The 15,713-nt window shown below is 38.9% G+C and carries 12 protein-coding genes; 11 read left to right on the forward strand and 1 reads right to left on the reverse strand.

All coding sequences use genetic code 11. The annotated features are described in order from the left end of the window. Positions 1-179: 179 nt before the first annotated feature. Positions 180-812: a helix-turn-helix transcriptional regulator gene (locus tag QA584_RS01125; protein ID WP_331487809.1), complete on the reverse strand. Its 633-nt coding sequence runs from the start codon at positions 810-812 to the stop codon at positions 180-182. Between the two features lie 552 nt (positions 813-1,364). Here QA584_RS01125 and QA584_RS01130 point away from each other — a divergent pair. The 11 genes from QA584_RS01130 (at position 1,365) to QA584_RS01180 (ending at position 15,246) form a co-directional block, all read left to right on the forward strand. Then, positions 1,365-1,640: a CD3324 family protein gene (locus tag QA584_RS01130; RefSeq protein WP_278272689.1), complete on the forward strand. Its 276-nt coding sequence runs from the start codon at positions 1,365-1,367 to the stop codon at positions 1,638-1,640. Between the two features lie 149 nt (positions 1,641-1,789). Beyond that, the gene (locus QA584_RS01135) at positions 1,790-1,975 is read left to right on the forward strand and encodes a hypothetical protein (protein WP_278272690.1); all 186 of its coding nucleotides are present in this window, start codon (positions 1,790-1,792) and stop codon (positions 1,973-1,975) included. A 609-nt stretch (positions 1,976-2,584) separates the two neighbouring features. Beyond that, entirely contained in the window at positions 2,585-4,342 is a 1,758-nt protein-coding gene (locus QA584_RS01140) for a peptide ABC transporter substrate-binding protein (protein WP_278272691.1), read from the forward strand. A 99-nt stretch (positions 4,343-4,441) separates the two neighbouring features. Next, positions 4,442-5,398: an ABC transporter permease gene (locus tag QA584_RS01145; RefSeq protein ID WP_278272692.1), complete on the forward strand. Its 957-nt coding sequence runs from the start codon at positions 4,442-4,444 to the stop codon at positions 5,396-5,398. Between the two features lie 15 nt (positions 5,399-5,413). Next, positions 5,414-6,331 carry an ABC transporter permease gene (locus QA584_RS01150; protein WP_278272693.1) on the forward strand — a complete coding sequence of 306 codons (918 nt, stop codon included), beginning with the start codon at positions 5,414-5,416 and terminating at the stop codon, positions 6,329-6,331. A gap of 121 nt (positions 6,332-6,452) precedes the next feature. Next, entirely contained in the window at positions 6,453-7,487 is a 1,035-nt protein-coding gene (locus tag QA584_RS01155; protein WP_278272694.1) for an ABC transporter ATP-binding protein, read from the forward strand. 17 nt (positions 7,488-7,504) lie between these two features. Next, positions 7,505-8,491: an ABC transporter ATP-binding protein gene (locus tag QA584_RS01160; RefSeq protein WP_278272695.1), complete on the forward strand. Its 987-nt coding sequence runs from the start codon at positions 7,505-7,507 to the stop codon at positions 8,489-8,491. Positions 8,492-8,493: 2 nt separating this feature from the next. Beyond that, the gene (locus QA584_RS01165; RefSeq protein ID WP_278272696.1) at positions 8,494-8,835 is read left to right on the forward strand and encodes a hypothetical protein; all 342 of its coding nucleotides are present in this window, start codon (positions 8,494-8,496) and stop codon (positions 8,833-8,835) included. Positions 8,836-9,632: 797 nt separating this feature from the next. After that, positions 9,633-11,306, forward strand: coding sequence for a WG repeat-containing protein (locus tag QA584_RS01170; protein WP_278272697.1), 1,674 nt, complete (start codon positions 9,633-9,635; stop codon positions 11,304-11,306). Positions 11,307-11,500: 194 nt separating this feature from the next. Continuing rightward, the gene (locus tag QA584_RS01175) at positions 11,501-11,950 is read left to right on the forward strand and encodes a staygreen family protein (protein WP_278272698.1); all 450 of its coding nucleotides are present in this window, start codon (positions 11,501-11,503) and stop codon (positions 11,948-11,950) included. Positions 11,951-12,327: 377 nt separating this feature from the next. Continuing rightward, on the forward strand, positions 12,328-15,246 hold the full coding sequence (locus tag QA584_RS01180) for a leucine-rich repeat protein (RefSeq protein WP_278272699.1): 2,919 nt from the start codon (positions 12,328-12,330) through the stop codon (positions 15,244-15,246). The last annotated feature ends 467 nt before the right edge of the window (positions 15,247-15,713 follow it).

The raw sequence follows: 15,713 nt of genomic DNA on the forward strand, positions 1-15,713 counted from the left end.
AAAGATTAATGATTACTTAAATTAGTGGAATCAGAAGTAAAATCTTCGATTTCAGATGCAGGATATAAGTTTATTAAGCGATATCTGGATATGGCACAGCCCATTCCATAGGAAGAAACGCTGCAACTCAGTAATATATAAGAACAGCGTTCCTTCTGGAAAGAAGTTTTTTAAAGCTATTATAGTAAGTGTTTAGAGAGCCATACTAATGATATGGAAACTAAGAAGGCCAGCAGAGCGCTTCCTAATATATAAAAAGCTTGTTGATAAGGCCGTTTACCATATTCTTGTTGTTTTTCTATTTCGTCAAGGCGTTTACCTTCCGTGAACGCTACAATTTCTTTGTAGGTCTGGATATCATTTTCTTTTTTAAACTTTTCTACTTTCAGGGCGTAGAAAAAGGTAATGCAGAACAGGATTAAGGTGATTAATAATCCCAGGTAGTTCCATAACAGTGCAAATGGTACACACGAAAATAAGGTTGTAATAAGTAATACGATAAAAATCTTGGAATTTCGATCAAATTTTTTCAGATCTGCTTCTTTAATTTCTGTTTTCATAATATCAATATCTCCTTTAATTAATTGGTCAAGAGATATATTAAATAATGAACTGAGCAAGAGCAGACTATGAATATCAGGATAGTTTTTATTATTTTCCCAATTAGAAATGGTTTGTCTGGTTACATAAATTTGTTCAGCTAACTCATCCTGTGTTAAATTCATGGCTGTTCGGTATTTTTTAATTTGAGTATTCAGTTTCAGTTTAGAATGCCTCCTTCCTGATAGATTGGTTCTCCTGACCTGAACCAATCTTATGACATTCTTAAAATATGTTCTATCTAAGGGCTTTTGCATTACCCTAAATTATATGTAAAAAGTTTTTGACACGATAATTATACACTCCTTTTGCTATATAAGATACCCTTTGAATGGGGGTAATCAAAAACAATACAGAACTATTTATGAACTTGCATTAAAGTAAGCTTATGCTATAATAGAAATATGTGAATTAAAACCAATTACCTTAAAATATTTATTCAGGAGGAATTCCATATGAAATCTTTAAAAGCTGTTGACCGAAAACTTATCTCCGCGCAAAGACCACAAATAAAATAGTCGGCGATGCTTTGCTCGGAGATCTGATACTATAGTAGCTGGTGATAATATAACGCCTTATTAGCCTTATCCTGAAAGGAGGGTCTAGTTGTTATGTTTTCACTTGTCTGGTCTCAGATTGACATATGGATTTTTATAAATCGGATTTTATATTAAATCTTTACTGCAGCGGGGGATAATGCCAGGCTGCAGTTTTTTTGGTCTTTGCTTCATCAATAATTAAGTGATTATTAGAGGAGCAGAGATATGAAATATATAAAAGCCCAGGATATTTTGCCTGATGAACTGATAAAAATATTACAAGAATACGTTGATGGTGATTATTTATATATACCCCGCAAGGATGGAGAAAAGAGAACCTGGGGGGAAAAGAGCGGAGCCAGACGTTTATTACGGGAAAGAAATCAAGAAATTTATAAAAAATATAAAAAGGGAAAAACCGCAGAAGAACTAGCCCTGGAATATTACTTGTCAGAACAAAGTATCAGACGGATTCTAAGCCAGATGAAATATTATGTTTAAGTTCTTTACAGAAAAGAACGTGTAATAGCTTTTATTAAAACTTTCTTATATAGTTAATTACAGGTATCAACGTGATGATACAGGTATCAACGCGATGATGCAGGTATCAACAAGATGATACGACTTTTCTGAGAAAGGAATGAAACAGTATGGCATTAAAACCCCATAGAGGTAAAACATTATGGAATTTACCGTCCCATGGCAGGGGAACATGTCCGGTTTGCAAAACAAAAAGGATTAAAGTATTATATCCGCTAATTGCTGAGGATGGAAGTAAAGCAACCGTATGTAAAAGATGTAAAAATAAAAAAATTGATTCAGTTAATCCACGGTAAAGGGTTGTAAAGATTCGATATAGATTCGGACAATTTTCAAGTGCAGTAAAGGAAAGCTTAATATAACTCATACCTTAGCTTTAACAAGATAAATTTTAGGGGTTTGCAATTTAGTTTAGGTACGCAACTATTTTTACATCATTATTTACTTAATAACCAAAATAACAGCCGTTATATGAAACTAAAAAGTCATATGGCGGCTGTTTTTTTCAGCTATTTCCTAAAGTCTTTGACAAGGCAGAAGCTGTGGCTATAGTTTGTATTACAGTTTTCAAATATAAGTTTATCTTTTACTTATGACAACAAGTACTAAATGTAAAAATAGAACATATTCTTTATATAAATAATCGTAACAATAATAATTCTTTCTAAAGATAATAAGCGCCCTATTCATTCCAGCAAATAATTGACGGAAAAGGTAACCGTGTTGGGTACATTGCACTAATATCACTATATTTTAAAGTGATTAATATTTAACTTACCTAAAAATAACTTAATAAGCCTTTTACTATTGACAAAGTAAATCCAAAAGCATATACTACGGATAACAAATCATACACTACTAAACAGGTATGAATAGTATGAATTACTGACTTGGAGGACAAAAGTATGAAAAAATTGAAAAAGTATCTGTCTTTGATACTAGCAGGAATTTTAGTTACTGGTATGCTTACCGCCTGCGGAAAAGGTGAAACGGAAGTAGCAACAGCAGGAGGGGATACGTCAGGGACAGCCGGTACAACCGATACAAAAGATACTGCTGCTACGACAGATACTACTGATGGCGGGGTACAGGAGCTTAATTTAAGAGCCTCTTCCTTTGGTAATAATTATGACGTCCAGGACATGGGCTGGCGCTGGATGATGGCAGAGTGCTATGAAGGTCTGCTGCGTGATGTAGGAGGACCTGACGGAGACAAATTTGAGCTAGCAGGTGCAGAGTCCATAGATGTTTCAGAAGATGGACTTACCTATACCTTCCATTTGAGACAGAATGCAAAATGGTCTGATGGCAAACCAGTTACGGCTAACGATTATAAATACGGCTGGGACCGTTTAATTGATCCTGAAAAAGGATATAGTTATGCAGCCTTTATTTTTAATGTAGTCGGTGCAGAAGAATATTATAACGGCACTGGTTCTTTGGAGGATGTGGCAATTACAGCTAAGGATGATTATACCTTTTTAGTTAAATTAAAAGTTGCAGATCCTACTTTTGAATCAAAACTGGTAGCAACACCTCTTTATCCGACCCGTAAAGACATTGCGGAAGCCGCCGGTGACAACTGGGGCAAAGACTGGAGATTAAGTGTTTATAACGGACCTTATGTATTATCTGAACTGGTAGAAGACAATAAGATGACCTGGACGAAGAATGATTATTACTGGGACGCAGCCAATGTAAAACTTAATAAGGTTAACTGGTTTGATGTTGCAGAAGATGCAACAGCGGCTACTATGTTTGATAACGGACAGTTAGATGTCATTGACGGATCCGGTGATTACATCAAGAAGTATGATGAAGAAGCAAAAGCAGGTAAAATACAGACTCTTGCTACCCAGTATCCAGGAACTGCAGTGTTAAGCTATGAATTTAAGAACGGCGGTAAATCCGGATTAATGAATAATGTAAATATCCGCAAAGCAATCTCTTACAGTATTAACAGAGAAGAAATGGTTGGCGCGGTTTATGGAAGATATTCACCAGCTTATGGTCTGATTTCACCGGCAATTACCTTTAACGGAGAGTCCTATCGCTCCCAGGCAGCAGAACCTATTAGTGCTGAATATAAAGAATATGCAGGAGATAAAGATAAACTTCAGGCACTCTTTCAAAAAGGTCTGGATGAGGTTGGCGTAAAGACCCCGCTTAAGGATGTTTCTATTGTACTACTTACCTATGGTTCCTCAACTCAGAATCAGACAGAACGTGAATACCTGAAACAATCCCTGGAACAGAATCTGGGAATTAAAGTGGAACTGAATACCGTAGGTGATTCTTCCCTCTTTACCTCAGAAAGAGATGCCTTTAATTTTGATATTATGATTTCTGCCTGGTACAGTGATTACAATGATCCGCTGGATTACCTTGATATCTTTAGAACCGGAATTTATCATTCCTATGGTTTATATACCAATAAAGACTATGATGCGTTGTTAGATTCCCTCACCGGTCTTAAGGACAATGCAAAACGTTTTGAAATCTATCAGAAGCTTGAGAATAAGTTATTGGTGGAAGATTGCGGGGCAGCACCTCTTTATTACGCCGATAAACATTATTATATCCAGAACTGGGTAAAAGACTTTCATACCTCTTCCTTTGGAGCAAGCCAGGAAGTATACAAAACATCGATTTCTGGTAAATAAAACTATACATTAAGATTGCAGAAAAGGGCTTAGATGTTCAGCCCTTTTTCTGCTGTCCGTTAAACATAAGACATCATTTGGCTGTAAAGGAGTGCTGCAATGGGGAAATATTTAATACGCCGGCTGGCGGAAATGTTACTTACGCTGTTTTTAATTGCTACGGCTACGTTCTTTTTATTAGAGGCGGTCCCAGGGGATCCCTTAACCCAGAGAGCAGAGAAACTGGGACCAACGGTAAAAGAAAATTTATACAAAAGATATGGGCTGGATAAACCCATGATGGAACGGTATGTAATAACCATGAAAGGAATTGCATCCGGTAATTTTGGAGAATCTTTTGTCTATGCAGGTCAGACGGTACAGGGGTTAATTCATGACAGGCTGCCGGTTTCGGCTCGCCTTGGAATCCAACAAGTCCTTGTAGGAATCACGGTTGGTCTGCTTCTTGGTATTTTAGCAGCTATGAAACGAGGTACGTTTTTTGATTATCTGGTAGTGGTTTTTTCGGTATTGATGATATCGGTGCCTCATTTGATATTTGGACTGTTATTGCAGAAGATATTTGCAGGTAATCTGAAATGGTTTCCAACCATCGGATGGCCGGTGGGTAAAGATTTATGGTTTGGCGGGTGGCAGTATACGGTTTTGCCTACCCTGACGGGGTGTTTCAGTTATATAGCCTCTTATGCGAGACTATTAAAAACTTCTATGTTAGATGTGATCGGGCAGGATTATATACTGACGGCCGAATCCAAAGGACTCAGCCAGGGTACCATTATACGAAAGCATATCCTTCGGAATTCCTTTATTCCGGTTATTACTCAGCTTCCTATGTCTGTTGCAATGTGCATAACCGGTTCCTTTTTTATTGAAAGTATCTTTTCTATTCCTGGAATCGGGCAGTACTATGTAACTGCGGTAAATAATCAGGATCTTTCTATTATAATGGGAGAGACAGTTATTCTGGCGGCTTTGTACATTATCGTCCTTTTTATAACGGATCTGCTGTATGTAGCTGTGGATCCTCGTATTGGACTGATGGGCAAAAGCAGCTAAGGGAGGAGGGAAACTATGACAGAATTATCACCGGAGAAATTTAAAATTGTTGGTTACAAACAAGAAGATATCAATAAAATCACCCGTCCGGCTATTTCTTACTGGAAGGATGCTTTAAGACGGCTAAAGAAAAACCCCATAGCAATGGTTTCTATAGTAATACTTATTTTCATGATAATAATGGTTATAATTGGTCCTTTAATACGGGGATACGATTATGTTTCCATGAATGTGGCACAGAAGAATCTGACTCCCACCGCTAAGTACTGGTTTGGTACGGACAACCTGGGAAGAGACTTATTTTCCCGTATCTGGGCAGGTGCCAGGGCGTCTATTATCATAGCTTTGGTGGCAACGGTATTAAAGTTGGTTTTTGGTACCATGTACGGTGCTGTAATGGCACATTTTGGCGGATGGGCAGATGAGGTTTTAATGCGTATTATTGAAGTTATTAATTCCATTCCTAACCTCCTTATCACTATTTTAATTATGATGGTTTTAGGTAACAGCCTGTTCTCCCTTTTGGTAGCCTTAAGTATTACCGCCTGGTGCAATACCGCAAGACAGGTCAGGGGTATGATTAAGCAGTTAAGGGAATCCGAGTATGTTTATGCGGCAGAAGTGCTGGGAGCAAAACCGATACGTATTATTTTTAAGCACTATATTCCTAATATGCTTGGAATCCTCATTCTGGATGCTTCAACGGCAATTCCCGGCTTTATATTTACCGAGGCAGGCTTAAGTTTTCTTGGTATAGGTTTAAAATCGCCGGCAATCAGTCTGGGAGTTTTGATTTCTATGGGGCAGCAGTCTATGGATTTTTATCCTTATCAGTTGTTTTTCCCGTGTCTACTCCTGTGCATAATCGTTATGGCATTTAACCTGCTCGGAGACGGTCTTAGGGATGCCCTGGACCCGAAGCTTCGCAGATAAGGAATGAACTGGAATTGGGTTACAAAAGCCCGGTTTTGGTTTATTAATTCAATTTAGGGCTTTTAGTACGCTAATCTTAATAGTTATAAAGATTTTTAGCCGGAAAGGAGATACAGAGTAAATGAATGGAAATGAACATATTCTGGAAGTGAAAGATTTAAACGTTTCTTACCATACCTATGCCGGTGAGGTAAAAGCAGTACGAGGCGTTTCTTTTTATCTGAATAAAGGAGAAGCTCTGGCTATTGTGGGAGAATCGGGGTGTGGTAAGTCTGTGACTGCGAAAGCCATTATGGGACTGATTAAAGGTCCTCAGGGAGAGCTGAAAGCAGGCAGTGAAATCTGGTATAATGGAAAGAACATTTTAAAATATAATAAGAGTCAATGGAAAGAATATAAGGGCGGAGAGTGTTCCATTATTTTTCAGGATGCCCTTGCTTCCTTAAATCCCACCATGAGAGTTGGGAAACAGATTATGGAGAACCTTATGGCCCATAAGCAGATGAATAAGCAGGAAGCTGCTCGGGAAGCCGTGGAAATGCTTCGCAGAGTGGGAATTCCTGAACCGGAAAAAAGGGTGCAGCAATACCCTCACGAATTTTCCGGAGGCATGCGCCAGAGAGTCATGATTGCCATAGCTTTTGCCTGTAATCCAAATCTGCTTATCTGTGATGAGCCTACCACTGCACTAGATGTAACCATTCAGGGGCAGATTTTAGATATCATTAAGGATTTACAGGAAAAGCGCAGGGTTTCTGTTATTATGATTACTCATGATCTTGGTGTAGTTGCCAATATCGCGCAGAGAATTGCAGTTATGTATTCCGGGAGGATTGTTGAAAGCGGAAGTGCCAAGGATATATTCTATACCCCAAAACACCCCTACACCTGGGCACTGATTCAGTCGGTCCCAAGACTTGACCTGGAAAATAAACAGACACTCATGTCCATACCCGGCACACCTCCGGATCTTTTAGACCCTCCGGTGGGCTGTCCCTTTTGCACCAGGTGCAGTTATTGTATGCCGATATGCAGGGAAGCCATGCCGGAGAATACGGATTTTGGCGAAGGACATCAGGCTGCGTGCTGGCTGCATCATGCGATGGCTCCAGAGATAAACATGCCTGACTTAAGAGGCGTAAGGTCACAATTTTGACAGATAGGAGTTTTGAGATGGAAGATAGGGAAATCGTCCTTTCCGTACAGCATTTAAAGAAATACTTTAATGTGGGGAAAGGCTCTGTATTAAAAGCCGTTGATGATATTTCTTTTGATATATATAAAGGAGAGACCCTTGGAATGGTTGGGGAATCCGGCTGCGGAAAGACTACCTGCGGGCGGACCTGTATTGGCTTATATGATAAAACCGACGGACAGGTGCTTTATAAGGGGAAGGATGTCCATACCTTAATGGGTAAGGAGCGTTTTGAATTTAAGAAAAAAGTCCAGATGGTATTTCAGGATCCCTACGGTTCTTTAGATCCCCGTATGACAGTGTCTGATATTATTGGGGAAGGAATTGATATACATCATCTGGCTTCAGGCAAGACCGAGCGCCAGAATATGATTTATAATTACCTGGAGATGGTAGGTTTAAACCGTGAACATGCAAACCGCTTTGTCCATGAGTTTTCCGGCGGACAAAGACAGCGGATTGGCATAGCCAGGGCACTCGTTGTGCAGCCGGAGTTTATGGTATTAGATGAACCAATTTCTGCTTTGGATGTGTCCATTCAGGCCCAGATTGTAAATCTACTGGTGGAGCTACAAAAGAAAATGGGTCTTACCTATCTGTTTGTAGCCCATGATTTATCTATGGTAAAGCATATATCAGACCGGGTAGCCGTGCTATATCTTGGAACTTTAGTAGAACTAACTACTTCTGAACAATTATATGCAAACCCGAATCACCCTTATACCCAGGCCCTTCTTTCCGCAATCCCCATTCCTGACCCTGAGATTGAACAGGAACGGGATAAGAATAAAATTAAGTTAGAAGGCGAAGTTCCAAGTCCGATTAATACAAAACCCGGCTGTAAATTCCGCAAGAGATGTAACTATGCAATGCCTGTGTGTGATGAGAGAATGCCGGAGCTTAAGGATATCGGGAATCAGCATTTTGTAGCCTGCCATTACTGTGATCAGCAAAGGAAGTTATAAGAATGAAGATAAAAGGGTTATTTATGGACTTGATAAAAGCGATAATATTTGGATTGGCAGTTTCTGCGGCAATGGGGTTACTGCTTTTTCTGGGTGGTTTTCTTTTTGGCAGCTTCCAGGTGGAAAACGGTCTGGAGGTGGGGAAGGACGGACTGCTTATCCTTGCTTCCCTTGGAATGTTTCTTTTAGCTGGAATGCTGTTGTCAAAAGGAAAGAAACCGGAACAGTTTGTTGAAATAGAAAGCTGGAGGAAGCATTTTCGGATAATAGGATATAAAACAGTGATGGGGGTTTTATGTCTGGACTTATTAGGGGCAGCCTCTGTTTTTGATGGGTTGTTATAAATTTCAGTTAAAATTGCGTCCTATTTCATAAAAACGCTCCGCTATGGATGCACACCTCGCGGAGAGGAAGTTTATTACTGCGTAATCCACTCAGGCGTGAAAGTGTCAGTAAACCTGGCACTTTGTTCTTTCATAGGAAAATTCTACGAACTTCCCTCGTATGAAAGAAAAGGCCCTCCGGGCGGGATGCGCATGACGTGCTATTGGAAGTTGTCACTAAAGTGACGCGCGTCAGCGCCAGACTCTTTCTAATATATTTACCGATGTTGTACCGATACCATGTTAATGAATACTTTTTTCAATGTTGAATCTTTTTGGCAGGGCAGATGATGCTGGATCAAGTATTAATTTACATGGTATATTTTATCATTGTAGTTTTGTAATTATCTAATAGGATGTAAGGGTTAAAGGGCTTCCCGGACTGTATTTATTAAGTATAGGATTTACCTTCTAATACTTGAATTCAGCACTTTCCTGGTTTACTCTATTTATAATAGTACGGACTTTGTTACGTTCCAATCACATTTCTGATATAAAATCTTAAACAATATTTAATTCTCTTGAGATGAAATCCCTGTAAATAAGATTATAATTGTCTTTGTAAGTTAAAATACTGCTATTTGAAAGAACGATATGGTGTGAGAAGTTAATCAGGCTTAAGATTTATATAAGCTCTGAAATGAAATCTTAATAATGTTAAAATTATCTTAAGATGAAAATTCCATTGATATGATTATAATATAGTATAGTAAGTATTTTTATTAAAACAGAAAAAACAAAAGGTGGAGGCACAAGAAATGAAACGATATGAAACTTACATAAGAAGGGCTATACTCCTAAGTGGGATAATCCTGGCAGGTTATGCCGGAAGCAGGAATACTTCCGATGTGGCATATGCTTCTAATACAGCAGTGAATCTGAATGGAGTAAAAGTTGAAAACGTGGGAGTTTTACCAGCTCAAAAAGTAGTGGATACGAATGCTTTATATCCCATATCTGTTCAAACAGAGGAAGGAATTAAGTATGGTTATATTGATGCCACAGGTAAAACGGTGATTAAACCCATCTATGATAATGCTGAGAATTTTTCAGAGGGCTTTGCGGTCATATATAACGGTAATAAAAGCCAGGTAATCAATCAAAAGGGAGAAGTAATCTTTGAGTGCTCCGGTGCGATTCAGAATTTTCATGATGGCCTGGCAGCCTATATGGATACCAAAGCAGATTACAAACAAGGTTATATCAATACAAAAGGAAAGGTTGTTATAAAACCTCAGTTTACCTTTGCCGGAGACTTTAAAGCCGACCATACGGCTATGGCAGCAAAGGGAAATAAATTTTACAAAATAGACAAGAAGGGCAAAATCTTAAAAACCTATCAATTGGATAAAAAATATGAAAGCTTTAATATTGCAGATGACGGATATATTATCGTAAACGATCCTAAAACCTATTTGCAGGGTGTAATTTCCTTAAGCGGTAAGGTTATTTTAAAACCGGTTTACGGTGAAGTTACCTATCTTGGTAATAATTTATTTGGTGTGAAAAAGAAGGTGGCTGATGATGAAGGCTATCTGCTCAGCTTAAAACCGGCAGCCATATTTAATAGTGAAGGAAAAAAGCTAACTTCTTATCAGTACTATGATTTAAGCCAATTTAACGGTGAATATGCTTCTGCAACCGATGATAACTACACTTATTTTATAGATAAAAACGGTAAGAAAGTGACGACACTACCCAAAGTTTTCGGCAGAGGGAATATGGAAGTACTAGGAGATGTGGTTAAGGCTAATATCTACAATGAATTCACATATATGAAAAAAGACGGAACGATAATCTGGAAAAAGGCTGATACAACCGTGTTAGCTGACGGCATTAGCGTAAATACCCTCAATTTAAGACCAAATAAATATGTTATCGTAAATTACCCGGAAGTTGACGGAATTCGTGATGCAAGCGTTGAAAAAGCAATCAATAAAAAATTGAAATCCTTATTTACAGATTCACGTAAGAATTTAAAAGCAAGTGATAATCTATCAGTAGAGGATACTTATACCGCTTCCTTAATAAAAGATGTTCTGATTATAAACCAAACGGGATATGATTACCCCGTTGGTGCAGCGCATGGTACTCCCCTTAATTTTTATTATTTCATTAATGTAAAGACCGGTGAGTTCTATCAATTAAAGGATTTATTTAAGAGTAACAGCAGTTATGCAAAAAAACTGGAGACAATAATTGCCAAGCAGATGAAGGCAAACACCAAGAGCGGTATGGTTTATTTCGCCGACAGCAAGGGATTGATTGGTAAAGACCAGTTTTTCTATATCAGCAAAGACAGTCTTATGATTTATTTTGACCCAGGGGCAATTGCCGCATATGCCGCAGGTTTTCCTAAGTTTGAGATACCCTTTAAGGATATAAACAGTATTATTAATACAGAGGGTTCTTTCTGGAAGGCATTTCATTAAGATAGAATAAGTCCTTAATAAATAAGCTACAGACAGACCTCTTTTAAGCAGACCGGAAAATAATCGGAAAATAAAAAAATGTTTTGATACCTTCAATTACCAAATGGCAGTTGGAGGTATTTTTATGTAAACAAAGGCTCCAAACAACACAATATGTATATAATAGTAATAGCAAATAGTATGGAGAAGCAGGTATGAGCGAGTTTAATCCTGATAAGCTGACGGTAGAATTTATGGAAGGAGTTACAGAAGTTTCACCGCTTATTCCCAGGCGGTATACACTAACCCATTCGGATATAACCGGAGAATTGTTTTTGACCATTGGTCTGGATTTTGATTATGGTAAGATTACTCTAATCCGGGATGAAGTCCTGGGGGAATGGATTTGGCTGGAGGAGGGTATACAATATCATGTTTATCTGTATGTGGATGGTGAACTAGGGCAGGGAAGAGCAGAAATCCGTGAAACCATTTTCCGAAGGGAACTGCCCCTTGCCCTTTCTGCAATCCGGTATGGTGACCGGATTTTCTTTCATAGGTGGACAGAGTTTGATCATGATCCGATTATCGTACACTTCCAGTTTACAAATACGGAACAAAATAAAACAGAGTACTGGGGAACCTTCTCCGATTATGTTGTATGACCATAAGTTCACTGGTGAGTAAAAGCAATAACCTCCCTAAACATGTATGTAAATTGACATTTATTACAGATTGCAATCCGTATTTTAAGAATGTTACAATGAAGTTATGTAAACTGTTTATGTAAACCGGATGGCGGTACGGGATACCATTTGGTAAAGGATAAGAAGCTATTTGGTAAAGGATAAGAAGCTATTTCGAAAGGATAATCGATATGAGGCTATCTGGAAAACGATAAAAAGCTCCTTCGTAAACCAAAATTACTGTTAAATAATTCAAGCATATCCTTAAGGTAAGCAGATTCATAATAAGCAGTCAGATTCTTTGCACAATGTAACATGAAAAAGACCTGTAACGAGAAACTGGAGGAGAAAGATAAGTGAACGTAAAAGGTAAATATCTCATCACACTATTCATAACAACAGCTCTGCTGGTGTTAATTAAGAGCATACCGGCCGACGCCTATGTAGGAAGCGTTTTTACGTATACGTATAATAATCAGACGATTACCTATAAAGTACTTAGTGAACCCACGGTAACTGACAACGGAACGGCACAAGTCATTTATGCGGATGGCATCAACGAAAAGCTGACCGGAGAAGTAATTATCCCTGAGACGGTTACCAATAAACTTATGACTTATACGGTGACCCGGATCGGATCGGATGCATTTACAGAGGCAGACAAAATAACAAGCATTAAGCTGCCTTCTAAAATAACATATATTGGTGACAATGCGTTCAGAGACTGCAGCAGTTTGGTTCGTGTTAATATTCCAAGCGGTGTTACGACCATTGCCGATTATGCCTTTTATGGCTGCAGCAGCCTTACAGGGATGTATTTGCCGGAGGGGGTTACTTCTATTGGAAACAGCGCCTTTACAGACTGTAGTAAGCTGACTGGTATTACCATACCCCAGGGAGTCAAAAAAATCGGAGCCAGTGCCTTCTCGGGCTGTAGCAGTTTAACTTCCGTAAACATACCGGATGGAGTAACCAGTATAGAAAACAGGCTGTTCCAGGATTGCAGCAGTCTGACCGCCGTCAATCTGCCGGAGACCATTACAAGTATTGGTAAGAATGCATTTTATAATTGCGAAAAATTAAAAGAAATTCATTTATCCGATGAAATTACCAGTATCGGAGAGTATGCATTTTATAACTGTGCAAGTTTAACTAGTATTAAGATACCTTATAAAGTAACTAAAATTGAAAACAGGGCATTTTTATTATGTACGAAGCTTACCAGCATCCGGTTTCAGGGTAAAGTGACAAGCATTGGCGATTTCGCCTTTTATGGCTGTAGCAGTTTAATCACGGTTAGTATTCCGGATAGTGTGACCAGTATAGGGGATTACGCTTTTTATGGCTGTGATAATTTACGACCGTTAACGATACCCAGGGGAGTAAGCAGTATCGGAGTTGGTGAATTTCCTTATACCGGTGTCCTGGTGTATAAAAATTCTTATGCCGAAGGTTTTTTTGCGGAGAAATTCCCGAATTATTATCAGATTATCCGGGTGCCGCTGGAAGAAATGACATTTGCAGAAGAGGTAAAGAACTTAGGGGTAGGTGCTTCACTGACATTAAAACCTGTTTTTTACCCGGCAGATACCACGGATACAGCCGGAACGATTAAGTGGACCAGTTCTGACCCAGAAGTTTTATCGGTAGAGGCGAATGGAACCATAAGGGGCCTAAGAGCCGGTGAAGCTGATATCACCGCGGTTATGGGTAATTTTCAGGCAGTTTGTCATATTGTTGTGGGAGGCACTGTAGTAAATCCTACGTCAGTTAATATAACCGAGAATAACCTGGCAATGAATAGAGGAGAAGCAGCAAAGCTTCACTTAAGTTTTGCACCGGCAGAGACAACAAACCGGTCTGTTAAGTGGATAAGTTCCGACACTTTTGTGGTAACTGTGGATAATGGTCATGTATTTGCTAAAAATCCCGGTACTGCAACGGTCAGGGCAGAATCCGGGGGAGTTTATACGGAGTGTAAAGTAACCGTTAATAATCCCCTGAAAGAGATCTATTCCGATTATAATGCCATCAGCCTGAACAAAGGAGAGACCAGAAAACTGTCTGTTTCTCTGGAGCCTTACGATACCACCGAAGACAAAACGATTCTCTGGAATAGTGAAGACGAAGCCATCGCCACCATAGCGAATGGTGTATTAAAAGCGGTGAAGCCTGGCAGCACAAAGGTAAGAGCAACGGTTGGCACCTTATCCTATACCATATCAGTAAGTGTGCAAGCCCCAGTTAAAACCCTCTCCTTTTCCCAGAACTTGGTCCTGTTAACCTCGGGACAAAAGCTGGCCGTACCCCTTACGGTTCTGCCAGAGGATACTACCGATCAGGTCATAATTACTTCCTCCAATCCGTCGGTTGCGGAGTATAAAGAGGGTGTAATTGTTGCAAAAAACAATGGTAAAGCTACCATTACCGCGGTGTGCGGCTCTTTGACCACAACTGTTTTGGTTACCGTAAATACAGATATACAAAGTATAAAATTAGGCAAAACAAGTCTTACTCTTTATTTAGGTGCCAGCACCAGCCAGTCAGTCACCTTTAATCCCGTTAAACCAGCAGATGACAAAACCATTATCTGGACAAGCAGTAATGGCAACGTTGTAAAAGTAGACTCAAAAGGTAAAATAAAAGCTGTTGGAACGGGTACAGCGACGCTTACTGCAACCGCCGGAGGAAAAAGGAAAGCGGTGTGTAAAGTAACCGTTAAGTTAGGGGTACCCTCTTCTGTAAAGGCAGTTTCGTCAGGCTACAATAGTTCTAAGATTACCTGGGGAGCAGTAAGCGGCGCATCAGGCTACCAGATATACCGTGCTTCCTCAATAACCGGGACCTATACTGTGGTAAAGGATATCACAGCAAAGTCCTTAACCAATACCGGTTTAACCTCCGGCAACAACTATTATTACAAGGTCAGGGCATACTTAAAAAAAGGCAGTGCAAAAGTGTACAGCAGTTTTTCACCGGTTATTACAGTAAAGCCCATACCTTCTACACCTGTTCAAGGAAAACTGAAAAAAGTCAGCTCAGGAAGAATTGAATTTACCTGGGATAAAGTAAAAGGTGCCTCCGGCTACGAAGTATACCGTTCTTCCGATAAAACCAAAGCCTATAGCAGAGTCACTTCCACCACCTCACAGCATTTTATCAACTTTGGTTTGACGAAAGGAAGAACTTATAACTATAAGGTAAGGGCTTACAAAATGGTAGGAACTAAGAAAGTCTACAGTAAATTTACCAAGGTTTATTCGGTTAAAATATAAAGGATCAACGGTGTATTTTAAGGTCATGTAAGAGAGGTATATCCAAAGTCATGTAAGAGGTATATCCAAGTTTTGTAAGAGGTATATCCAAGATCGTGTAAGAGGTATATCCAAGATCGTGTAAGAGATATATCCAAGGTCGTATAAGAGGTATATCCAAGTCGTGTAAGAGGTATTTCCAGGTTTATGTAAGAGTATTTTAAGTTCATATATAATATTTTTTAAGGTTTTATAATCAGGATTTAAGTGAATGAATATAAAAGTGCCATTATACTGAGAAATGTATGATGGTACTTTTTGGTTTTTGTAAAGAATTTATAATGGATTTATCTTTTAACTACCGGAAATGTATAACAATTATTACTAAAATTTACTACAGCAGCTTGCTGAAATTAGTGATTTAGTCTAATAGAAACAAATGGTAAATTATGCTATACTGGTTACGTGTTGTCGAAATGCGTAGAAAA

This window comes from Anaerocolumna sp. AGMB13025 (assembly GCF_029689925.1).
Lineage (GTDB): Bacteria > Bacillota > Clostridia > Lachnospirales > Lachnospiraceae > Anaerocolumna.